Raw genomic sequence first — 22014 nt, 5'->3', positions numbered from 1 at the left:
ATGCCTACTTTACCGTCGGCTGGTAGGTAAAATAGTCGAAATCAGCGTAGCAACCATCACCGCTGATATCTTCGCAATGCAGGCCCACAAAGGCGCCGGTAAAGAAACCACGTCCGCCGACATAATCATCCGAAAGTTTCCACGCCTCATAGGTTACCGGTACCGTATGCCACTGCTTGCCATCAAAAGAATACGCATAGCGATATACCAGCTTGTCCACATCGACCCGTAACCAAATACTTTCTACGTGTTCCGGTACCACAATGGGATCGTCATGCAGCGGCCAAGAAGGAACATTATGGTCGAGCTGTAAAACCTTCAGCGTTCTGCCTCTCCCCTCTTCAAAATCCACAAAGCAATAGCTCCAGTTTTTACTGTTGTAGTAGCACGTCAGCCCTGCGCTCTGCTGAAAGTGAACGGGCGAAAACTGCATCCGCGTTTCGGCGCGGAATGTGAAGTGCTGCCAGCGGCGAGCAACCGTAGCCTGCGTAAAAGTTGAATTCAAAGAGTCATGCCCATAAAGACGTAAAAAACCGGGACGCGCGCTCAGAGAGCCTAACGTCTCGTCAAAGGGAATACGTAAGGTTTGCCACTCAGGATCCAGCGCACCATGCGTAAAGTCATCGCGCCAGTCGCCATTGTTCACGGTCGCACATTCCGTCATTTTCGGCCCGGGAACCGTTAATGGCGCGTGTTTACCGCCTTCGACATACGGCCAGCCGTCACGCCAGCCGACGCGAGCGATGCCCGTTTCGCGTCCCAGCGGGCAATATCCACGTCCGCCAGAAGCAAGAAGCGGCACGCCGGGTAAGCGCAAAGGGCGGCTGGTCAGCCAGGCCATATACCATTCGCCGGTATGCGTTTCCAGCATCGAACCATGACCGCTTTTTTGCAGCGGGTTTTCCGGTGTATGCCAGCTGGTCATCATCGTCACTTCTGGGTGAAGTTCATATGGGCCGTCAATCTGCCTGGACCGCAGGATAACCACCGCATGTTCGTAACTGGTGCCCCCTTCCGCCACCATCAAATAGTACCAACCGTCTTTATAGTAGAGGTGAGCGCCTTCGGTATAACCCAGCGCGGTCCCGGTAAACAACGTTTTGCGCTGTTTTGCAAGCTCCCCGGTCGCCGGAAAATACTCTTGCAGCACAATAGTATTGTGCGGATTACTGTGATGACGCGGCCCCCATGGACGATAGATATAGTATTTACGCCCATCGCGGTCGTGAAACAGTGAAGGATCAAAGCCGCCGTTACCCATCGAGATAGGCTCACTCCATGGCCCCTCAATCGAAGGTGCCGTAACCAGATAGTTACGGCCATTCTTCCACGGTGAATCAACGATTTTCACATCGGTATACAGCAGCCAGAACATTCCGTCGCTATAGCTCAGACAGGGAGCCCAAATACCGCCCGAATCTGGATTTCCTTTCATATCCAGCATCGATACGCGATTGAGCGGAGTGCTCACCAGCGTCCAGTTTTTTAGATCGCGCGAGTGGTAGATACGTACGCCCGGAAACCACTCGAACGTTGAGGTGGCGATGTAATAATCCTCACCCTGGCGGCAGATTGAAGGGTCCGGATTGAAACCTGTCAGAATCGGGTTGATGATAGTGTACATGGTAACCTCCTGTTAATGGGATATAGCTGTGGCGGCGGCAGGGAGTTCCTCACTCTGCGTGGCCCGGCGTTTAATAAGCTGCTGGCTTATCGCCTCCACTCGCGCATCGGACAGCTTGTAGAGCGACAACATGATGAACATGCCAACGTAGAGAACCACAGGCACAACGCAGAAAAGAATTTTTATCGTGCTCAGTACCTCATCCGGCTGCACGCTGTTACTGGCGGAATAGTTAACGAACGCCAGGATCCAGCCAACGACCGCTCCGCCGATAGCCAGACCAATTTTCAGGCTGAAGAGATAGGTTGAGAACACCAGTCCGTCCAGACGACGCCCACTGCGGCTCTCTTCATAATCGACAACATCAGAAGCCATCAGCCATTGCAGCGGCGTGGTGGTGTTGAACACGAATAAGAACAGGATGTTGAGAGCAAAAATAAGTGCAATATGCTGGGCTGGTGTCACAAAAATCAGCAGGCTGATCAGCGAATAAGCCACGATGATCCATTTGAACGACTTAACACGATCGAAACGGCCTAAAAGACGTGAAGAGCATAGCGAGCCAAACATGGTTGCAAGGCTACCGTAGAGTAAAAACTGCGTCGCCAGCTCCGGGTGATCCATCACGTACTTCACGAAGTACAGCGTTGCTCCGCCGCGTACTACATTTGAGCAGGTTGCCATCATTTTAAATGCGCACATGATTCGCCACTGCCCGTTACCCAGCAGCAGCTTCAGATCCTTCGCCACCGAAGCCCCCGGCTGGACCGCAAAGGTATAGCGCTCCTTTGTGGTGCAGAAACACACAAACAACAGCACCACTCCGCTCAGGCCCAGTACACACATGGCGCCAAAATAGCCTGTCTGCTCATTCCCCTGGCCAATAATGCCCACCAACGGTAAAGCAATACCGCTTATCGCCAGCGATCCCGCCGCCGCGAGGAAAAAACGCCAGGATTGTAGAGCATGGCGCTCTTTCGGATCGGCGGTAATCACCCCAGGCATTGCGCAGTAAGGTACGTTAACGAAGGTATAGACCAGAGTGAGCAGGATGTAGGTTACGCAGGCGTATATAATTTTGCCATTTGCCGAAAAATCAGGCGTATAGAACGTTAACATACAGACAATACCGAACGGGATAGCTCCCCAGAGCAGGAACGGGCGGAACTGACCATAGCGGGTGCGGGTACGATCCACCAGCAGGCCCATTAGCGGGTCGGTTACCGCATCAAGCACCCGGGAGACCAGAAACAGCGTTCCCATAATACCTGCTGACAAACCAAATACGTCAGTATAGAAATAGGCCAGCAGGAACATCGTCGCCTGCCAGACAAAGCCACAGGCGGTATCACCCAACCCGTAGCCGATTTTATCCTTCATCGTTAATTGCATTCTTGAATCCCCCAACGCCAGTAGATGATACAAAGCAAACGAGGGACCTGGATGAGCGCTAGCGCATCAGGAATACACCCTTATATCGTGTGCCAATATAACAATTGATATAGATAGATATTACTGATGAGTATATTTTAGAGGCAATGGTCATATCTTATTTATGAATTATGATATTTTGCTTTTGTGATGAGCATCTTTATAGGAATAAGTGAAAATAATAATAAATAACGGGTAAGGAAAATCCGTCCGCGAAATAAATCCCGCAGACGGATAATTATGATTCAGCTACAGTCCGAGCGCTTTTTTACCGGCGTTAATGACGTCGATAATTTTATCGGTATCGTAAATACAACCTCGCCAGGTTCCACCGCTAACAGACTGTAACGCCGCCCACAGGCGGGTATCATCAGGTAAAAACGCATGGGCACGCAGTTCAGGATGCGCGGAGCGCATCGCCAGTTCATACGCCCCCTCCTCGGGCGTCAGCGGCCGATCGGTCGTGCCTATAAAATTAACGCTTCCGGTTAATTCATTACGATCGACGATAATTTCAATAATATCGTTATCACGTAATTTACCAATAGGCCCTCCAGCTAGCGCTTCCGGTGCAACATGGCCAAAACAAGCTCCGGTTGAGACGCCGGAAAAGCGTGCATCAGTAATTAGCGAAACTGTTTTTCCCCAGGAAATATGCTTTAACGCCGAGGTCAGTTGATAGGTTTCTTCCATGCCGGTGCCCGAAGGACCTCCGCCAATCACCACCATAATATCGCCCTGCTCAATCTCCCCCTTCTTGATAGCGCCGATGGCCCGCGCTTCTGAGACAAATACCCGCGCTCTCCCCGTATGGCGATAAATGCCATCGCTATCTACAACCGATGCGTCAATAGCCGTTGCCTTAATTACCGAGCCTTCAGGAGCAATATTTCCGACCGGGAAACACACCGTTGATGTTAATCCACGGGACTTCGCCAGCGCAGGAGGAAGAATAACATCATCCGGATCTACACCATCCCGATCCCGCAAACACTGACGGAACTTCTCTCGCCGTTCCGAAGATTGCCACCAGTCCAGGTTTTCACCAACCGTCTGGCCCGTCACCGTCATAGCGTCTTCATGCAGCAGACCAAGTTGGCGTAAATGCAGCATCACTTCAGGTACGCCGCCAGCAAGGAAAGCGCGCACCGTCGGGTGATAATCGGGACCATTTGGCAGTACGCTTACCAGACGCGGCACCTTGCGGTTAATGCGCGTCCAGTGTTCAACATCAGGAATCGTGCATCCTGCCGCATAGGCGATCGCCGGTATATGCAGCAACAGGTTCGTTGAGCCGCCAAACGCAGCATGAATAACCATCGCATTTTCAATCGCCTTATCGGTCAAAATTTCGCGGGTGGTAATCCCCCTATGATCAAGATCGATCACGGCTCTCGCCGACTGACGGGCGATCTCCAGCCAGACATCTTGCCCGGATGGCGCCAGGGCCGAATGCGGCAGAGCCAGTCCCAGCGCTTCCGCCACCACCTGCGACGTTCCGGCTGTTCCCAGAAACTGGCACCCACCTCCCGGCGAAGCGCAGGCACGGCAGCCCAGTTCAGACGCTTCCTGCAACGACAATTCATGATTGGCGTAACGCGCGCCGATAGTCTGTACTTTCCCGGCATCTTCGCCAACGGTCGGCGGCAGAGTTGCGCCTCCGGGTACCAGAATCGTTGGCAGGTCATGCATTGACGCCAGAGCGATCATGGTCGCTGGTAACCCCTTGTCGCAGGTGGCCACGCCAATGACCGCACGACGCGTCGGTAAAGAGCGAATCAGGCGGCGAAAAACCATAGCCGCATCATTACGATAGGGTAAAGAATCAAACATACCGTGCGTCCCCTGTGAACGACCGTCGCATGGATCGCTGACATAAGCCGCAAATGGGATACCGTCATTGCGCGTAATTTCCTTCGCCGCCGCCTGCATTTGCAGACCAATCTCCCAGTGCCCGGTATGGTACCCCAGTGCGACTGGCCGCCCGTCCCCGGCACGGATCCCACCTTGAGTCCCGATAATCAAGACTTCTTTACCCGTCAGTTTGTTCGCATCCCAACCCATACCCGTGTTCTGCGTCATACCGAACAGATTGCCGCTTGGCGACTCCATCAGCATTTGCGGCGTTAAAGGCAGCGCCCCCTGAGGGCCAGCAGCATGGGTGGTAACGGCGTAAAAACGCTCATTTTGCGGCGTGAAGATGTTATCAATAGCCATAGTTATCCTTGCGTGCTAGCAGAGTTGAAGTCGTTGAAGCAGAGTGGCTAACTGCGCTTTTTTCTCTGTATTAAGCGGTGCAGCGGGTGGGAGAACATAGGTTGAAATCGGCTGACCGCAAAGCGCCATAGCCTCTTTGATAACATTCACAAATGGTGTATCAAGCTGATATATCTGCGGAATTTGCAGTAAGGTCTGGTTCAGTTTTGACGCCTGCGCCAGATCCCCGTCGCGAAAAGCCTGCAATAAACCAACTGAAAGCTGAGGCGCAAAGTTGCCGCTCGCAGAAATAGCGCCATCGCCGCCCAACAGCAGGGTATTGAAGAGATGGTCATCATATCCGCTAAGTACGGAGAAGCGCGGATGCTCTGCCTTCACGAGGCTAATCATACTGCGCAAATGGGCGATAGAGTCGATGGTGTCTTTGATACCGACGATATTCGCACGTGAATCCGCCAGTTTTTTCACCAACGGCGGCGTCAGATCCTGGCCGGTCAGGGCCGGGAAGTTATACAAAATCACCGGTAACGTGACGCTATCAGCCACCTGCTGAAAATAGTGGATTAGGTTCGCTTCAGAGACTTTCCAGTAGTAGGGATTGATAACGACAATCCCATCCGCACCGTTTTGCTGCGCATGCTGGCTGAGCGCGATCGTCTCGCGAGCATTCGTTCCGCCGGTACCAATCAGCACCGGAACACGCCCATTCACATGCGCGATGGCGAAAGCGGCAATGTTTTTTCGTTCCTCTACGTTGAGCTGAGAAAACTCCCCGCCGCTGCCGAGAAAAAACAGTCCATCAACGCCCGCCACGATCAGGTTGTCAATTAGCGCCCCGGTGCCTTGTCGATCAAAATCGCCTTCAGGCGTAAAAATAGTTGAGACAGGAGGGATAATCCCCGCGAAATGGGCACTATGCTGCATATCCTTTCCCCTTAGTTTATGCTTGTTCTACATTATAGAACAGCGTTCATTAATTTAACGTTTATACTATGACGCCTTGAAGGGAAAGGTAAACGTGGTTACGCGCAAGAGTCTGGTTTTTATTATCTGGATCACAGAAAGAGTGAAAACCATCGAGTGGTTTGTATTGTCTTTGCCACCCGCGCCAGCTGAACGATAAGGTATTGACCAAAGTACCGCGATTGTATGGAGGTATAGCCCTGGTAGGGCGTCGCGGCTTTCTTACGCAGCGCCCGTTTGGTTCGGCTATGGAAGTAATTCGAAGGTAATTGAGATCAGCGTGTCCGGGTTAATCTCATCGGGGGTGCTGCTATAGAGCGAACCGGCCTGACCATAGAGCGTAACCGTTCCGCCTTTAAAACCCGATGATAATACCTTCGCCATCAGAGGATCGGTTTGTTTATCGTACACCATCGTTGAATTCATCGTATTAAGTATCGGCGTACCATCAAGCTTTTTCTCCAGAATATTCAAGGATAAAGTCTCATTCTGCTTGTACGGAGCCTTCCCTTTTTTATCAATCACAAAATAGACGCCATTAGGCAAAACCTCATATTTCTTGTTTTTGATTTTAGCCATGATTCTTTTTTCAATATCAACGTACTTAGACGATAGTTTTTCGTTAAGCATATTGACGATACTTTCTATTTCATTTTCTTTAATTTTAAGTTTTTTATTATAAGCGTCGTTAAACCCGGAAACCAACGCTGAAGGCGCTAGCTTGACATTATTGTCGGCCATTTTATTTACATCGGATAGCGCCTGAGTCAGGTAGAACACGCCGAGCGCATAGGCATTTTTGTTGCTTTTATCCGCCAGGTTTACATCGCTTTGCTTGATGGCCAGGCTATCGAGCGTAGACTGTAATTCTTTATTTTTATCATTCAAAGCAGCGACTGAAGCATCATATTTTTTCTGCGCCGTTTCAGCCGCCGCGATGAGCTCAGCGTTCTTTTTCGACAGCGCGTCGAGAGCGGTTTTCTGCTGGCTTTTGCCCTGCGTATTCTCATTTTTCAGCGCGGCGATCTTCGCCGACAGCACGCGGGTGGTCTCATCCAGCTTTTTCTGCGTCGCTGCTGCTGCTGCGCGAAGTTCCAGATTCTTTCCTGTCAGCGTATCGATGGTGGTTTTTTGCTGGCTCTCCCCCTGCTCCTTCTGGGTTTGCAGCGCGGCGATTTGCACCGACATCGTGCGGGTCGTGTCATCCAGGTTTTTCTGCGCGGCGGCAGCGGCGGCGGTCAGCTCGGCATTCTTTTTCGTTAGCGCATCAAGCGCGGTTTTCTGCCCGCTTTCGCGCTGCGCATTCTGAGCCTTCAATGCGCTAATCTGCGCCGACAGGTCGCGGGTCGTGTCATCCAGCTTTTTTTGCGCCGTATCGGCGGCGGCGGTCAGCTCGGCGTTCTTTTTCGTTAGCGCATCCAGCGCGGTTTTCTGCCCGCTTTCGCGCTGCGCATTCTGAGCCTTCAATGCGCTAATCTGCGCCGACAGGTCGCGGGTCGTGTCATCCAGCTTTTTTTGCGCCGTATCGGCGGCGGCGGTCAGCTCGGCGTTCTTTTTCGTTAGCGCATCCAGCGCGGTTTTCTGCCCGCTTTCGCGCTGCGCATTCTGAGCCTTCAATGCGCTAATCTGCGCCGACAGGTCGCGGGTCGTGTCATCCAGCTTTTTTTGCGCCATATCAGCGGCGGCGGTCAGCTCGGCGTTCTTCTTCATTAGCGCGCTAACGGCGGCAGGATCGCCGCTCTCTTGCTGCCCACGCTGTGCTTTCAGCGCGGCAATCTGCGCCGACAGCTGGCGCGTCGTTTCATCGAGCTTTTTCTCTGCCGCTTTGGCCGCAGCGGTCAGTTCCGCATTCTGTTTCCGCAAAGCGTTAAGCGTACTTTCAGTTTTCGTCTGATTCACTTTCTTTCTGACGACGTCCTGCTTCTGCGGTGCTTTTTTATCACGGCTATCGTTATGTTGATTAGCCGACGCCGAATCTCCACTGGCGGCGTCTGAGGCCGGCGGATTTTTTATTTCGAGTTTCGATATATTATCAAGGAAGTCTCCCCTCTCAGCACGAGCGGGAAACATCACAATAAGGGTAAAGAGAGACAATAAAATCGCAAAACCGCGAAGATTATATATATTCAATTTCCCCTTATGGTACATCATCTGGCCAGCCCATCCTTAAGCTCGGCTTTTCTTGCCCGACTTTCGAACTCTTTAATTAATTTCTGCGAAATACTATTACACTTATCATTTATCTTGTATTCAAAAAGTGGAGTAATCGTTGACTTTACGCTGGCCGACGTTTGGCTTGAAACAGAAGCATAAAACTTAGCGTCGTTGATTAAACCATACAGCTCGTTTGAATCCTGCTGAAACTTTTTATCGAGCTTAACCAAAGCGTCAGCATCCTGGATACACTGTTGTAGGGCAGGAATCTGAGCTGGCTGTTCATTTTGAATCACATCTTTTTTTATTAGTGCGCTCTGTGGTTTTTTAACATTAGTACACCCCTGTAATAAACCTACAGAAATACACACCAATGCTAATAAGCTATTTCTTATCATTTTCCCATCCATTAGAAAAAAAGTTCAAAAAATATATTTGTCGATTCCAGCAGAAAAAATTTTAACAAACAACGCCAGGCGTTAGATTTGCCATTAATTCAGAAAAAACACACAAAAAGGCTATTTTTTAACCAATTAATAGATGGGAATTATCCTGGTGCAAAGCGATATTTTTATCTGAGATTTTACTCAAATTCATATTTTTAATAGCAAACTGCAGTTTATATGCCTGATATTCAACGGGCGTTTGCCAAATCAAATCAGGCATAAGTTTTTTCTAAATCCAGACCAAAAGATCACTCACTCCACTTCGGTCTGGCCACCGTATTCTTCTTCAGAAGATTGCGAAACTCCTTCAGGTAAGGTTCATTGCTGCGCCCGCGTTTGCATATCGCTGAGAAAGGAGATTGAAAGCCAAACTCATTGGGTAACAGCACGCGCAGGCGATTCTCCTTAATCCACGGCCAGGCGTAGTGCTCGGGAAGGTAGCCGATATATTTCCCGGACAGGATCAGCAGCAGCTGCGCATCGACGGTTTCAACGGTCGCGCTGCCTTTGCTGAAGCCACGCCGCCGCAGATCGCTGGTATTCCAGTAGCTGCGCGTCACCAGCGGACACTGGCTGATCAGATCCTTATCAAGGTGTCGGCTAAAGAACATAGGATGCAGGTCGCTACAGTAGAGCCAGTGCTGCTCGCGATAGAGTGGTTCACTGATGATGTTGTGCACCCGCGAGTTATAGCTGCCGATAGCGAGATCGATATGGTTATTCAGTACGCCGTTTAGCTGTTCCGCCGGGGTACGAATAATCAGCTTGATATGCACATTGGGAAACTTATCGCTAAAGCTGCGCAGCACCACCGGCAGCGACAGCGCGGTTTCCGTTTCGATGGAATCGAGCGTTGAGATACAAATCGTACCGCTATGCTCGCCTTTCAGCAGCGCCGACTGACGCTCCAGCTCGTTCAGTTCACTCAGCACGCGGATCGCCTGCTGTAAAAAATGCTGCCCTTTTTCGGTCAGCGCAAAACCGCCGCGCCCTCGCTGGCACAGGCTAAAGCCAAGCTGGCCTTCCAGTTGCGACATCGCATTGCTGATTGCGGAAACGGAAATCCCCAGCTCCTGCTGGGCCCGGCCATAGCTCTCAAGACGGGCCACCGCCTCAAAAACCTGGAGCTGTCGAATGTTGAGCGTCGCGTCGTTAAGCATGGCGTTTAGTTCACGAATAAATGAACTAAGTATTTGCGGCAGACGATTTAAAGTCCAGCACATCTTTCGCACTATCCCAGTTGTTGAGTTTTGTTGGTCAGATTCAGGAGCTGAAATGGATAACGTCTTTCATCAACCGCAGGGTGGCAACGAGATGCCGCGTTTTGGTGGCCGCGCCACAATGATGCGCCTGCCATTTATTGATAATTTACAGGGACTTGACGCAGCATTTGTCGGCATCCCGCTGGATATCGGAACCTCACAGCGTTCCGGAACGCGCTACGGCCCGCGCTACATTCGCACCGAATCGGTGATGATTCGTCCGTACAACATGGCCACCGGCGCCGCGCCTTTTGATTCCCTGTCGGTAGCGGATATCGGCGACGTACCGATTAACACCTACAATCTGCTCAAATCGGTGCAAATTATCGAAGATTACTACACCGGTTTAAATAGTTTTCCGCTTATCCCCCTGACTCTCGGGGGCGATCACACCATTACCCTGCCCATACTGCGCGCGCTGACCAAAAAGCACGGTCCGGTTGGGCTGATTCACGTCGATGCCCACACCGATACCAACGATGAGATGTTCGGCGAAAAGATCGCCCACGGCACCACCTTCCGCCGCGCCGTCGAAGAGGGGCTGCTGGATCTCAAACGCGTCGTCCAGATAGGCCAACGCGCGCAGGGCTACGCCGCCGGCGACTTCCAGTGGGGCGTCGATCGCGGCTTTCGTCTGGTCCAGGCGGAGCAGTGCTGGCACAAATCCCTGGCCCCACTGATGGCCGAGGTTCGCCAGCAGATGGGAGATGGCCCGGTTTATCTCAGCTTTGATATCGATAGCCTCGACCCCATCTGGGCACCCGGTACCGGCACTCCGGAAGTCGGCGGCCTGACGTCGATTCAGGCGCTGGAAATCGTGCGCGGCTGCCGCGGCCTGAACCTCATAGGTTGCGACCTGGTCGAGGTCTCGCCTCCCTACGATGTCAGCGGCAACACATCCCAGCTGGCCGCCAACCTGCTGTATGAAATGCTCTGCGTTCTCCCCGGCGTGAAATACCCATAGAGGAAAAACCATGCAGCTTAATGTCTTTCGTACGCTGTGGGGCGTCACCACCCCGTGGCAGCAAACGGTCAACGAACTCAAAAACGTCGGCTGCTGCGGCATTGAAGCGCGGGTTCCGCTGACGGTGGAAGAGCAGCGGGCGCTGGCCCAACGCATCGAAGCGTCCGCGCTGGAGTATATCGCCATTGTCTTCAGCGGCGGCGGCGTCATTCCGGCCCAGAGCGAAACGCCCGCGCAGCACCTGGAGCGCTTAAAAGAACGTTTTGCGGCGGCAAAAGCGCTTAATCCGCGCTTCGTCAACCTGCTGGCCGGTAACGACCGCTGGCCGCTGGCGCAGCAGGTGGATTTTCTCGGCAGGGCGCATGAGCTCGCCGCCGAATATGAGCTGTTCTGCAGCTTTGAAACCCATCGCGCCACGTCGCTGTATAGCCCGTGGCTAACGCTGGAGATCGTTCAACAGCTGCCGCAGCTACGATTTACCGCCGATATCAGCCACTGGATCGTGGTAAGCGAACGCCTGCTGGATGACCCCTGCGATGACTTCAGCGCCTTTATCGAACGGGTTCACCATATTCAGGCCCGCGTCGGCTACGACCAGGGACCGCAGGTGCCGCACCCCGCCGCGCCGGAATATCAGTCGGCCCTGCAGTTTCAACAGCGCTTCTGGGAACAGATCTGGCAATCGCAGCGCCGGCGCGGCTACCAGCAAACCACGCTTACGCCGGAGTTTGGCCCCGATGGCTACCTGCATCACCTGCCGTTTACCAACGTTCCGGTCGCCGACCTGTGGTCGCTGAATGCCTGGATGGCCCAGCGTGAACAGCGGCATTTTGTTGAATTCATCTCGCTAACTGAATAAGGAACTGGAGAAATGACCGCTGCAAAAAGTTCTTTTACTGAATTACCGACCATCGATATCAGCGACCTGAACTGCGACGATCTCGCCCGACGCCAGGCGGTGGCCGACGCTATCGGCCAGGCGGCCCGCGAAGTCGGCTTTTTCTACATTACCGGCCACGGCATCGCGCCTGAACTGATTGCTGGGGTCCGCGCGGCGGCCAAAGAGATTTTCGCCCTGCCGATGGAACGCAAGATGGCGTACTACATCGGGCAGTCGAAAAGCCATAAAGGCTACGTTCCGGAAGGCGAAGAGATTTACGGTTCCGGCAAGCCGGATCACAAAGAAGCGTTCGATATCGGCTTTCAGGCCGCTGACGACCACCCGTACGTCATGGCGAAAACGCCGCTGATTGGCGCCAACGAGTGGCCGGACGTGCCGGCGTTTAAATCCCGGGTGCTGGCCTACTATGAGGCGGTTTTCGCCCTTGGACATCGCCTGTTTGATGCCTTCGCTCTCGCCCTTGGCCTGCCGGAAGGCTATTTCAAGTCGATGGTCACCTGCCCACCATCGAAGCTGCGCCTGATCCACTACCCCTTTGACGCCAGCGCCGAAGACGTTCCCGGTATTGGTGCACATACCGACTATGAGTGCTTCACCCTGCTGCTCGCCGACCAGCCGGGTCTTGAAGTGCTGAATGAGGATAGCGACTGGATCGACGCCCCGCCGCTGAAGAACGCGACCGGAGAAGAGGCTTTCGTGATTAATATCGGCGACATGCTCGAAGTCCTGAGCGCTGGCACATTTGTTGCAACTGCACACCGCGTACGCAAGGTGCCGCAGGAACGCTACTCCTTCCCGCTGTTTTTCGCCTGCGACTACCACACGCTGATTCGCCCGCTGCCGGGCTTCCTTGAGGCAGGCGAAGCCAGCGAGTATCAAGAACTGAGCATTGGTGAGCATATGTGGAGCCAGGCGTTACAGACCTATCGCTACCTGCGCGAGAAAGTCACCCGTGGCGAGCTCCAGCTCCCCGAACGCGCCCGCGGCACTAACACCTTTGGCCATCTGAAAAAACAAGCACAGCAAAAAACCGTAAATAACCCGTGAGGATAAATGATGAACAAAACGCTAAAAAAACTCTCGCGCCGTGTGGCTTTATCCATCGCCGTCACCGCTTGTTTTTCACCGCTGGCTCAGGCCGCGGAGCTGCTGACCGAGGGCGTCTTTAAAGTGGGGATGGAGGTGACCTATCCGCCCTTTGAGTCCTACGACAGCAACAACAATATTGTCGGTATCGACCCGGAGTTCGCGGCGCTGATCGCTGAACATCTGAAGGCCAAACCGCAGCTTATCGACACGAAATTCACCAGTCTGATCTTAGGCATCGGTAAAAAATACGATGCGGTGATCTCCGGTATGTACGTGACGCCCGAGCGTCAGAAGCAGGCGGACGCTATCCCTTATGCCCTGTCCGGCGCGTCAATCATTGCGCTGAAAAGCAGCGCTATTCAGCCAAAAACGGAAGACGAACTGTGCGGCGTGAAGGTAGGTCTGCAGGCGGGCACCGCCTGGGTTTCGAGCCTGAAAACGCACTCCGACGAGTACTGTCTGAAAAACGGCAAACCGGCCATAAGTATTCAGGAATTCCCGACCGCGCCGGAAGCGTCCCAGGCCCTGCTGTCGAAAAATATCAACGCCCAGTTAGAAATCGCCCCGGCGGCGCAAATTATCGTCGAGAAAAGCCGCGGCCGCCTGGCCATTAGCTCGAGCCGCCTGGTCTATCCGCTGCCTCTGGGAATCTACGTCGCCAAAGGCAACACCGAGCTGGCCGAGGCCATTAAATCAACGTTAGCCACCCTTAAAGCCAACGGCAAATATGACGCCATCATCAAGAAATACAACTTAGAAAGCATCAATTAATACAATAATGAAACGGGAGTCGGTATGGAGTTCGATTGGGGATACTTTTTCTCATTATTTAGCGTTGGGGCATTCTGGCAGGCATGTGTCACCGTCGTTGTCGTCAGTTCATTGTCCTGGTTTATTGGCCTGATATTAGGTTTTCTTTTAGCCTGCGCCAAGCTCTCCGGCCCGCGCTGGCTGAAGGTTCCCGTCGAACTCTATATTTGGTTTTTCCGCAGCGTGCCGCTGATGGTCCTGCTGGTCTTTGTCTATAACCTACCGCAGCTGTTTCCGGCCACCCAACCGCTGCTCGGCATTCCGTTTATTGCCGGGCTGGTATCGATGACGGTGACCGAAGCGGCCTATATGGCGGAAATCCATCGCGGCGGACTGCTTTCTGTCGCCAAAGGGCAAAGCGAAGCTGGCCATGCCTTAAGTTTTAGTTTTATCGGCGTTCAGCGCTTAATTATTATCCCGCAGGCGTTTCGTATTTCCCTGCCTACCCTGATTAACGAATACATCACCATCATCAAACTCAGCTCAATTCTGTCGGTTATTTCGCTGCCGGAACTGCTGCTGACCGGCCAGCGCCTGTATGCGCAGAATTTCCTCGTCATGGAGACGCTGCTGGCGGTCGCCGTCTATTACGTCATGGTAGTGACGGTGTTTACCTGGCTGTTCAGGGGGCTGGAAAACCTGCTGGATATTCAGCGTAAGCGTCCGCAAACGCTCAATGAGAGTGAATGCGCAACCCTGCGCCAGAACCTGAAGCCGCCGGTACAGACGCAAAAAGCGCAGGCCGCCAGCGGCAACCCACCGGCGCTGGATCTGCACGCCATCGAAAAATCCTGGGGCCAGCACCACGTGCTGAAAGGCATCGACCTCAAAGTGGAAAACGGCGAGGTAATCAGCATCATCGGCCCGTCCGGCTCCGGCAAGACTACCCTGATCCGTACGATTAACGCCCTTGAGAGCATCGACGGCGGCGAGATCATTCTTTACGGCGAGGATTATCTGAAAGGCGCATCCATTGTCGATAAACAGCAAATGCGCGCCGGCGTACGCCGTATCGGCATGGTGTTCCAGGGCTTCAACCTATTTCCCCACCGTACGGTGCTGGATAACGTGATGCTCGCCCCGCTCTATCACAAGCTGCTTGATCGCGCCGCCGCCAGGGAGCAAGCGCTGTGGCTGCTGGATCGCGTCGGTCTGCTGGCGCACGCCGAAAAGTACCCATACCAGCTCTCCGGTGGCCAGCAGCAGCGCGTAGCCATCGCCCGCGCCCTGGCGCTGAAACCGGACATCATGCTGTTTGATGAACCCACGTCGGCGCTGGACCCCGAACTGGTTGGCGAAGTGCTGAAGGTCATTCAGTCCCTCGCCCGCGAAGGCATGACGATGATTATCGTGACCCACGAGATGGACTTCGCCTTATCAATTTCTGACCGGGTGGTGATGATGGAAAACGGCGTCGTGCAGAGCGATATGCCGCCGCAGCGCATTCGCGGCGATGTCGCCGATCCGTCCCTGACCCGCATTCGTGAATTTATGGGAGTACAATAAATGGCAACTGAACGGGAACTACGCCAGCAGCTGGCCGCCGCCTATCGTCTGGCGGCGCTCTTCGGCTGGGAAGACACGCTGTATACCCACTTCTCCGTACGCCTGCCCGGCGACGGCGAGCCGCGGTTTTTGATTAACCCCTTCGGCATGATGTTTGACGAAGTCACCGCCAGCAACTTAATCGTGGTCGATATGCAGGGGAAGGTCGTCGAAGGCAGCGCTCCGGCGAACTCGGCGGGCTTTACGATTCATAGCGCGGTCCATATGGCCCGCGAAGACGCCCACTGCGTGATCCACACCCATACGCTGCCGGGGATGGCAGTTGCCGCCTGCGCAGACGGGCTGCTGCAGCTTAACCAAATCAGCACCGAATTTTATCAACGCGTCGGCTACCATCCTTATGAAGGCGTGGCGTTCGATCTCGATGAACGCGTGCGGATCCAGCGCTCGCTCGGCGAGAACATCGCCATGATCCTGCAAAGCCACGGGCTGCTGTCGGTCGGCCGCACCGTCGCCGATGCGTTTTACATCATGTACTACCTGAACCGCGCCTGCGAGATTCAGATGGCCGCCGCGCAGCTGGCGCCGCTCGGCCCCATCCATACGATACCCGAGCCGCTGAGCCGGCACGCCTGCGAGCAGTTGATGGGGGTTGAACATGAACGCCAGCTGGTGTGGCAGGCGTGGCTGCGCCGCCTCGACCGTCTTGATACTTCTTATAAGAGCTAATGCCTATGACTCAGTTCACCCTCGTCGTGGATTGTAACGATCCTCAGTATACCCGGGAGATTTGCGCCGCGTTCGCGCTATTCCCGGAAGTGAAAGCGGTTCTGCCAGAGGACCCCGCCGCCCGCGAGGCGCAATATGCCTGCTGCTGGTTTCCCGACCCGCAACTGCTGGTGCGCTCGCCTCAACTGAAGCTGATCCAGGCCGCGTCTGCCGGCGTCGACCATTTACCCGCCAGCGTTTTCGCCAGCGATGTTCCGCTCTGTCGGGTGGTGGATGAAGATTTTCGTCACGGTATGTTTGAATACGCGCTGTGGGGCGTGCTGTGGTTTCAGCGGCGCTTTGACCGGGCGCTGGCTCACCAGCGCGAGCGCATCTGGAAAATGTATCCGCAGCGAGCGGCAGCCGATTATCACGTTGGGGTCATGGGCCTCGGCGAAATTGGCGGCTATATCGCCGCGCAGCTTGCCGGATTGGGATATAAGGTTTCCGGCTGGGCGCGCAGTGAAAAATCCCTTGCTGGCGTGCGTTGTTATCACGGAGATGCTCAGGCTGGCGAATTTCTTGGCCAACTGGATGCGCTGATCAACGTCCTGCCGTTAACGGATCAGACGCGAGGCATCCTTGCCCACCCTTTACTGGAGCAACTACCTGACGGTGCAGCGCTAATTAACTGCGGACGCGGCGAGCATATGGTGAATCTGGACGTGCTCGAGGCGCTGGATAGCGGCAAGCTCTCCGGCGCGCTGCTGGACGTCTTCCCCGTCGAACCGCTGCCCCAGGAAGACCCGCTGTGGCAGCATCCGCAGGTGGTTATCACTCCGCATATGGCCTCCATCGCGCAGACGGAGGTGATTGCCCGCCAGCTGCTGGATAACATCCAGCGGCAGCGGCAGGCGCTGCCGCTGAAAAACCTGGTGAATAAACAGAGCGGTTATTAACCCGGCGCTTCGGCGGCGGGATCGCCATGGGTTAACCGTTGCTCCGTCTGGTTAATGTGACGCTCAATGACCGCTCGACGCGCATCGTCAGGCGGTAATAGGTTCAGCAGCGTCTTCCACGCCGTCAGCGCCTCGCTAAAATGCGCCTGTTCTAACGCACTAAGCGCATACAGATTAAGCAGGCGGGCGTTAACGCGCTGGTGCGCCATCAGCTGACGCACCAGCGCGTCACCCCGTGGGTCCGATACCCGCAGTAGCGCCTCCGCATAGCTAAATGCCGCCCGATCGTTCTCTGGCGCCAGCGCGTAAGCGCGAGCATAAGCCTGAGTCACCATACCGGCGTTGTCCAGGATCCTGCCAATCCGCCCGAGCATAAGCCACTCCTCAACGTTGGCGTCCGGGTTTTGCCACAGTCTGGTGCGTAACCCGAGGGCCAGACGCCGCAAATCGTCTTCATCAAGCGGCAACGCCTTTGGTTCCTGTACCCGCGCCAGCAGGGCCGGCGTCTGGTCCACCGCCTGCTGCCAGATTCTCACCTGCTGATAGTGGCCGGTATGGCAATAGCTGGCCGCGCCTACCGCCAACGCAATGACCGCGCCGGGTATATAAACCCACGGCCCGGCGGGTTTGCTCTCAGGCGCCCGGCCGGCAGAAAACGCCTCCAGTCCGATCCTGACGCGGCGGCGCGAACGGGCCACTATCGCCCAACCGCCGATGGCGATCGCGGTGGCCGGCAATACCCACAGCAGAATAGTCAGCGGGGTTAATGGCGGATCGTAGGTGACGAAGTTGCCGTAGCGCGCCACCATGTAGTCCACGATATCATCGTTACTTTTCCCTTCCTGCATGAGCGCAAAAACTTTCTGCCGCAGGTCGGCCGCGATCGCGGAACTGGAATCAGCAATGCTATTGTTCTGGCATTTCGGGCAGCGAAGCTGCTCCGTAAGCAGGCGAAACCGCTGTTCCTGCTCCTCATCTTTAAACGGCATGACATCAATAGCGGCCAGCGCGTGCGCGCAAAGCAGCAGCATCAGCGCACTCAGTAGAAATCTCATGGCGCGGCCTCCCTACCGTACTTCTCCCACAGCGGCCTGAATTCACGTTCCCACACCCGATCGTTAAGATCGCCCGCGTGGCGGTAGCGAATGATCCCCTGCCCATCGATCAAAAACGTCTCCGGCGCGCCGTAGACTCCGAGATCCAGGCCAAGCATTCCGTCACCGTCAAACAGGCTCAGCGCATAGGGATTGCCCAGCGTTTTCAGCCAGTCTATCGCTTTCAGCCGATCGTCTTTGTAGTTCAGACCAACCACGCGGATCCCCTGCGCGGAAAGCTGATTTAAATACCGATGCTCTGCGCGACACGTCGGGCACCAGGTTGCCCAGACGTTAAGCAGCAGCGGTTCGCCCTGACTCAGCACATCCGCCTGAAAATGCCGCTTGCTATCCTCCAACGCCTCAAGGCGAAAAAGCGGCACCGGCTGGCCAATCAGCGTCGACTCCAGGCTGGCGGGATCGTCCCCTTGCGCATTACGCGCCAGCTGCCATACCAGCAGCAGCATAATGGCCATAAAAATGACCAGCGGGATCACCATCATACCACGCTTCATCCGACCTCCGCGGTAGGGTGTCCGCGACGCCGGCGGTAGCGTGGATCGCTCAGGCACAATACTCCGCCCAACGCCATCAGCACTCCTCCCGCCCAAATCCAGCGCACGAACGGTTTATAATAGAGGCGCACGGCCCAGGCGCCGTTGCCCAGATCCTCACCCAGCGCGGCATAGAGATCGCGGGTAAATCCGCCGTCAACCGCCGCTTCGGTCATCATGGCGTTGCTGCTGGCGTAAAACCGTTTTTCCGCATTCAGTATCGCCTGCGGTTCGCCGTTTCGCGTGACGCCAATGACCGCGACGGCAGCACGATAGTTTGGGCCGAGAATCTCTTTGACCTCCTGGAAGGAAAAGCGGTATTCATGGATGTCGACGCTGTCGCCCGTGCGCATACGCACATCGCGCTCCACGCTGTAATTTTGGCTAAAAGCGATGCCCACAATGGTGACCGCCAGCCCGAGGTGGCCTGCGACCATTCCCCAGTAGCTGAGTGTCTTTCTGGCGCCGCGTGAAACCCGCCAGGCGATCTCCACCATCGCCAGCGTAAAGACCCAACAGGCCATCGCCAGCCCGACCACCGTCATGGCGACAATCTTATCGCCAAACCACCATGGCAACAGAAGCGCCAGCGCCAACGTGCTTGCGCTGGCGATAACCAGCAGCCGCCTGAGCCTGCGCGGGCGATCTCGCCCCCATCGCACCAGCGGGCCGATGCCCAGCAGCAGCGCAAACGGCGCCGTCAGCCCGCTGAACATCGTGTTAAAGAACGGCGCGCCAATCGAAATGCTGCCGAGGCCCAGCTGTTTATGCGCCAGCGGCAGCAGCGTACCCAGCAGCACCGCGAGCATCGCGGTAATCAGCAGAACGTTGTTGCCAAGCAGCAGTGACTCGCGCGACCAGAGCGCATTATTTACCCGCGAGCGCACCTTATAGCCACGCGCGGCGAACAGCAGCAAAGCGCCGCCAACCACCAGCACCATAAAGGCAAGAATAAACATGCCGCGCGCCGGATCGGAGGTAAAAGCATGAACCGAGACCAGCACGCCGGAACGCACCAGAAAGGTCCCCAGCAGACAGAGTGAAAATGCGCAGATGGCGAGCAGAAGCGTCCACGCCTTGAAGCTGGCGCGCTGTTCAGTAACCGCCAGCGAATGCAGCAGCGCGGTGCCGGCCAGCCATGGCATCAGCGACGCGTTTTCCACCGGATCCCAGAACCACCAGCCGCCCCAGCCCAGCTCGTAGTACGCCCATGCGGAGCCCAGCACAATACCGAGCGTCAGGAAGACCCACGCTGCCAGCGTCCACGGGCGTGAAAAGCGCGCGAAGGCGCTATCCAACCGTCCGCTCAACAGCGAGGCTATCGCCAGGGAAAAGGCGACCGAAAATCCAACATAGCCCATATACAGCAGCGGTGGATGGAAGATAAGCCCGGGGTCCTGCAACAGCGGATTCAGGTCGCGCCCTTCAATGGCGAATTCCGGCAGCGTACGGGCAAACGGGTTGGAGGTGAACAGAATAAACAGCAGAAAGCCGACGCTTATCATTCCCATCACCGCCAGCACTCGGGCAACGATATCGAGCGGCATCCGCCTGCTGAGCAGCGCTACCGCCAGCGTCCAGCCGCTCATCAGCAGCACCCACAGCAGCAGCGAACCTTCATGAGCGCCCCAGGCCGCGGCCACGCGGTACCAGACCGGCAGCTGAGTATTGGCGTTGTTGACCACATAGTTCAGCGTAAAGTCGTTCGTAATCAAGGCGTTAATCAGCACCATAAAGGCGCCCATTACGAGGATAAACAGCAGCCCGGCAAATATCCGGGAAGAGGCCATCATTCGCCTATCGCCCCGCGCTGCGCCCCACAGCGGATAGACGGAAAGTAGTAGCGCAACGCCAAGCGCCAGACACAGCAGCCCGTTGCCGACTTCAGGCATCATGAGGAGGCATCCCTGTAGGCGCTATCCGGCCGGCGATGGTTTCTCTCCATCGCTTTTTCCACTTCCGGCGGGGTATAGCTCTCATCGTGTTTGGCGAGCACCTCTTTCGCCTGTACCCGGCGTTGTTCATCAAGCTCGCCCTGCACCACCACGCCCTGCCCTTCACGAAACAGGTCCGGCAGAATACCGTCGTAGCTGACATCCACCGAACCTTCGGCGTCATAGATGCTAAAGCTCACCCGCAGCGAGTTCGGATCCCGCTTCACGCTGCCGGGCATGACCATCCCGCCGACGCGCAGACGCTGACCGGGCTCGGGCCGTTGCTGCGTTTCGCGCTTGCCATAGAGGATTTCGCCGGGCGTATAGAACAGGTCGATACTCGAGCGCAGCGCGTAGAGCACCAGCGCGGTGGTCAACGTGAGCCCGGCGAGGATCGTGAGGGCGACCCACAGCCGATTTTTGCGGCGAAGATTCATCTTGCCTCCTGCGCCGCGCGCATCCGGGCTTCACGAGCGCGCTGCTGTACGATGCCACGCAGGATGATCCGATGCTGTATAACGCTGTGCGCGACCAGCGCCATTAGCGGGATAACGGTCAATGCCGCCGCCAGCCAGACGTAAAAGGCATAGCCGCCCATGGCCAGGAAATCGCTCCAGTTTGCAAATGCGCAGTTCATCGACGGCCCCTTTTTAAAATCAGCTCGCTTACCCACGGACGACGTTTTTCCATGAGCAAAATGAGATTCCGCATGCGCATTAGCGCCAGCGTGATAAACAGTAGCAGGTAGCCGATAATCGCCAGCCGCAGCGGCGTGCGCATCGCCGGGTCGATGCTTTGCTGCATATTCGTCGAACCCTGATGCAGGGTGTTCCACCACTCCACCGAGTAGTGAACGATCGGTAAATTCACCACGCCAATAAGCACCACAATACCCGCCGCGCGACCGGCCAGACGGCGGTCGTCAAAAGCGTGCCACAGCGCAATCGCGCCGACGTAAAGAAATAGCAGCACCAGCTCAGAGGTTAATCTGGCATCCCAAACCCACCAGGTGCCCCACATAGGTTTCCCCCACGCGGCTCCGGTCACCAGCGCCACAAAAGTAAATACCGCCCCCACGGGCGCCATTGCCGCCAGCGCCAGATTCGCCATCTTCATCTGCCAGACCACGCCAATAAATGCCGCCACCGCCATCAGGGCATAAATGCCCATAGACCACATGGCCGCCGGCACGTGCAGATAGATAATGCGATAGCTGTCGCCCTGCTGATAATCCGCGGGCGCAAAGCCAAATCCCCAGACCCAGCCCGCGAGTAGCACCAGCGCGCTGACGCCGCCCAGCCACGGCGCAACCCTGCCGCAGAGCTGATAAAGCCGCGGCGGATGCGTTAGTCGAATCCCTGTTTTCCTCATATTTCAGTCACCAGAAATAAAGATGAA

General features: G+C 55.5%; 20 protein-coding genes. 7 read left to right on the top strand and 13 right to left on the bottom strand.

Annotated elements, in window-relative coordinates; genetic code table 11:
- Positions 1-4: 4 nt before the first annotated feature.
- The 7 genes from K7H21_RS06435 to K7H21_RS06405 all read right to left on the bottom strand — a co-directional run bounded on the left by K7H21_RS06435 (position 5) and on the right by K7H21_RS06405 (position 9995).
- The gene (locus tag K7H21_RS06435) at positions 5-1624 is read right to left on the bottom strand and encodes a glycoside hydrolase family 43 protein (protein WP_223035658.1); all 1620 of its coding nucleotides are present in this window, start codon (positions 1622-1624) and stop codon (positions 5-7) included.
- A 12-nt stretch (positions 1625-1636) separates the two neighbouring features.
- The gene (locus K7H21_RS06430; protein ID WP_004123857.1) at positions 1637-3016 is read right to left on the bottom strand and encodes an MFS transporter; all 1380 of its coding nucleotides are present in this window, start codon (positions 3014-3016) and stop codon (positions 1637-1639) included.
- A gap of 288 nt (positions 3017-3304) precedes the next feature.
- On the bottom strand, positions 3305-5272 hold the full coding sequence (locus tag K7H21_RS06425; protein ID WP_087828911.1) for a YjhG/YagF family D-xylonate dehydratase: 1968 nt from the start codon (positions 5270-5272) through the stop codon (positions 3305-3307).
- 15 nt (positions 5273-5287) lie between these two features.
- Positions 5288-6196: a dihydrodipicolinate synthase family protein gene (locus K7H21_RS06420; protein WP_004123859.1), complete on the bottom strand. Its 909-nt coding sequence runs from the start codon at positions 6194-6196 to the stop codon at positions 5288-5290.
- Between the two features lie 285 nt (positions 6197-6481).
- Positions 6482-8386, bottom strand: coding sequence for an FKBP-type peptidyl-prolyl cis-trans isomerase N-terminal domain-containing protein (locus K7H21_RS06415; protein ID WP_223035657.1), 1905 nt, complete (start codon positions 8384-8386; stop codon positions 6482-6484).
- A complete protein-coding gene (locus K7H21_RS06410) occupies positions 8383-8787 on the bottom strand; it encodes a hypothetical protein (RefSeq protein ID WP_004123864.1) in 405 nt (134 codons plus the stop codon). The genes K7H21_RS06415 and K7H21_RS06410 overlap by 4 nt, the downstream gene beginning before the upstream one ends.
- Positions 8788-9083: 296 nt before the next feature.
- Positions 9084-9995, bottom strand: coding sequence for a LysR family transcriptional regulator (locus K7H21_RS06405; RefSeq protein ID WP_032742189.1), 912 nt, complete (start codon positions 9993-9995; stop codon positions 9084-9086).
- A 115-nt stretch (positions 9996-10110) separates the two neighbouring features.
- Between K7H21_RS06405 and speB the strand changes: the two genes are divergently transcribed.
- Genes speB through K7H21_RS06370 form a run of 7 tightly spaced genes read left to right on the top strand, consistent with a single transcriptional unit; the run spans position 10111 to position 17034 of the window.
- Entirely contained in the window at positions 10111-11061 is a 951-nt protein-coding gene (gene speB / locus K7H21_RS06400) for an agmatinase (protein WP_004123871.1), read from the top strand.
- Positions 11062-11071: 10 nt separating this feature from the next.
- Positions 11072-11920 carry a sugar phosphate isomerase/epimerase family protein gene (locus K7H21_RS06395; RefSeq protein WP_142471556.1) on the top strand — a complete coding sequence of 283 codons (849 nt, stop codon included), beginning with the start codon at positions 11072-11074 and terminating at the stop codon, positions 11918-11920.
- 12 nt (positions 11921-11932) lie between these two features.
- Positions 11933-13009, top strand: a complete 1077-nt coding sequence (locus K7H21_RS06390) for an isopenicillin N synthase family dioxygenase (RefSeq protein WP_004123875.1) — start codon at positions 11933-11935, stop codon at positions 13007-13009.
- 9 nt (positions 13010-13018) lie between these two features.
- Positions 13019-13822, top strand: a complete 804-nt coding sequence (locus K7H21_RS06385) for an ABC transporter substrate-binding protein (RefSeq protein WP_004123877.1) — start codon at positions 13019-13021, stop codon at positions 13820-13822.
- A 24-nt stretch (positions 13823-13846) separates the two neighbouring features.
- Positions 13847-15367: an amino acid ABC transporter permease/ATP-binding protein gene (locus K7H21_RS06380; protein WP_004123878.1), complete on the top strand. Its 1521-nt coding sequence runs from the start codon at positions 13847-13849 to the stop codon at positions 15365-15367.
- Positions 15368-16096: a class II aldolase/adducin family protein gene (locus K7H21_RS06375; RefSeq protein ID WP_004123879.1), complete on the top strand. Its 729-nt coding sequence runs from the start codon at positions 15368-15370 to the stop codon at positions 16094-16096.
- A gap of 5 nt (positions 16097-16101) precedes the next feature.
- Positions 16102-17034, top strand: coding sequence for a 2-hydroxyacid dehydrogenase (locus K7H21_RS06370; RefSeq protein ID WP_223035656.1), 933 nt, complete (start codon positions 16102-16104; stop codon positions 17032-17034).
- On the opposite strand, the gene K7H21_RS06365 is transcribed toward K7H21_RS06370, so the two are convergent.
- The 6 genes from K7H21_RS06365 to K7H21_RS06340 are packed head-to-tail and all read right to left on the bottom strand — an operon-like array spanning position 17031 to position 21987.
- Positions 17031-18089: a cytochrome c-type biogenesis protein CcmH gene (locus K7H21_RS06365; protein WP_004123882.1), complete on the bottom strand. Its 1059-nt coding sequence runs from the start codon at positions 18087-18089 to the stop codon at positions 17031-17033. The genes K7H21_RS06370 and K7H21_RS06365 overlap by 4 nt on opposite strands.
- On the bottom strand, positions 18086-18643 hold the full coding sequence (locus K7H21_RS06360; protein ID WP_142445162.1) for a DsbE family thiol:disulfide interchange protein: 558 nt from the start codon (positions 18641-18643) through the stop codon (positions 18086-18088). The genes K7H21_RS06365 and K7H21_RS06360 overlap by 4 nt, the downstream gene beginning before the upstream one ends.
- On the bottom strand, positions 18640-20577 hold the full coding sequence (locus K7H21_RS06355) for a heme lyase CcmF/NrfE family subunit (RefSeq protein WP_004123889.1): 1938 nt from the start codon (positions 20575-20577) through the stop codon (positions 18640-18642). The genes K7H21_RS06360 and K7H21_RS06355 overlap by 4 nt, the downstream gene beginning before the upstream one ends.
- On the bottom strand, positions 20574-21053 hold the full coding sequence (gene ccmE, locus K7H21_RS06350; RefSeq protein WP_004123890.1) for a cytochrome c maturation protein CcmE: 480 nt from the start codon (positions 21051-21053) through the stop codon (positions 20574-20576). The genes K7H21_RS06355 and ccmE overlap by 4 nt, the downstream gene beginning before the upstream one ends.
- Positions 21050-21253, bottom strand: a complete 204-nt coding sequence (gene ccmD / locus K7H21_RS06345; protein WP_004123891.1) for a heme exporter protein CcmD — start codon at positions 21251-21253, stop codon at positions 21050-21052. The genes ccmE and ccmD overlap by 4 nt, the downstream gene beginning before the upstream one ends.
- Positions 21250-21987 carry a heme ABC transporter permease gene (locus K7H21_RS06340; protein WP_004123892.1) on the bottom strand — a complete coding sequence of 246 codons (738 nt, stop codon included), beginning with the start codon at positions 21985-21987 and terminating at the stop codon, positions 21250-21252. Before K7H21_RS06340 ends, ccmD begins: the two co-directional genes overlap by 4 nt.
- Between the last annotated feature and the right edge of the window lie 27 nt (positions 21988-22014).

It is taken from the genome of Klebsiella sp. CTHL.F3a, from assembly GCF_019890895.1.
Taxonomy (GTDB): domain Bacteria; phylum Pseudomonadota; class Gammaproteobacteria; order Enterobacterales; family Enterobacteriaceae; genus Klebsiella; species Klebsiella grimontii.
Note: the sequence above shows the minus strand (reverse complement) of the source record. Positions and strands in the feature narration are given on the sequence as shown.

Bases quoted from the DNA above. Each gene is read 5' to 3' on its own strand.
- K7H21_RS06380 (WP_004123878.1), top strand. From the start codon at position 13,847: ATGGAGTTCGATTGGGGATACTTTTTCTCATTATTTAGCGTTGGGGCA.
- K7H21_RS06405 (WP_032742189.1), bottom strand. From the start codon at position 9,995: ATGCTTAACGACGCGACGCTCAACATTCGACAGCTCCAGGTTTTTGAG.
- K7H21_RS06340 (WP_004123892.1), bottom strand. From the start codon at position 21,987: ATGAGGAAAACAGGGATTCGACTAACGCATCCGCCGCGGCTTTATCAG.
- K7H21_RS06390 (WP_004123875.1), top strand. From the start codon at position 11,933: ATGACCGCTGCAAAAAGTTCTTTTACTGAATTACCGACCATCGATATC.
- K7H21_RS06410 (WP_004123864.1), bottom strand. From the start codon at position 8,787: ATGATAAGAAATAGCTTATTAGCATTGGTGTGTATTTCTGTAGGTTTA.
- K7H21_RS06420 (WP_004123859.1), bottom strand. From the start codon at position 6,196: ATGCAGCATAGTGCCCATTTCGCGGGGATTATCCCTCCTGTCTCAACT.
- K7H21_RS06365 (WP_004123882.1), bottom strand. From the start codon at position 18,089: ATGAGATTTCTACTGAGTGCGCTGATGCTGCTGCTTTGCGCGCACGCG.
- ccmD (WP_004123891.1), bottom strand. From the start codon at position 21,253: ATGAACTGCGCATTTGCAAACTGGAGCGATTTCCTGGCCATGGGCGGC.
- K7H21_RS06355 (WP_004123889.1), bottom strand. From the start codon at position 20,577: ATGATGCCTGAAGTCGGCAACGGGCTGCTGTGTCTGGCGCTTGGCGTT.
- ccmE (WP_004123890.1), bottom strand. From the start codon at position 21,053: ATGAATCTTCGCCGCAAAAATCGGCTGTGGGTCGCCCTCACGATCCTC.
- K7H21_RS06415 (WP_223035657.1), bottom strand. From the start codon at position 8,386: ATGATGTACCATAAGGGGAAATTGAATATATATAATCTTCGCGGTTTT.
- speB (WP_004123871.1), top strand. From the start codon at position 10,111: ATGGATAACGTCTTTCATCAACCGCAGGGTGGCAACGAGATGCCGCGT.
- K7H21_RS06395 (WP_142471556.1), top strand. From the start codon at position 11,072: ATGCAGCTTAATGTCTTTCGTACGCTGTGGGGCGTCACCACCCCGTGG.
- K7H21_RS06425 (WP_087828911.1), bottom strand. From the start codon at position 5,272: ATGGCTATTGATAACATCTTCACGCCGCAAAATGAGCGTTTTTACGCC.
- K7H21_RS06435 (WP_223035658.1), bottom strand. From the start codon at position 1,624: ATGTACACTATCATCAACCCGATTCTGACAGGTTTCAATCCGGACCCT.
- K7H21_RS06360 (WP_142445162.1), bottom strand. From the start codon at position 18,643: ATGAAGCGTGGTATGATGGTGATCCCGCTGGTCATTTTTATGGCCATT.
- K7H21_RS06375 (WP_004123879.1), top strand. From the start codon at position 15,368: ATGGCAACTGAACGGGAACTACGCCAGCAGCTGGCCGCCGCCTATCGT.
- K7H21_RS06430 (WP_004123857.1), bottom strand. From the start codon at position 3,016: ATGCAATTAACGATGAAGGATAAAATCGGCTACGGGTTGGGTGATACC.
- K7H21_RS06370 (WP_223035656.1), top strand. From the start codon at position 16,102: ATGACTCAGTTCACCCTCGTCGTGGATTGTAACGATCCTCAGTATACC.
- K7H21_RS06385 (WP_004123877.1), top strand. From the start codon at position 13,019: ATGAACAAAACGCTAAAAAAACTCTCGCGCCGTGTGGCTTTATCCATC.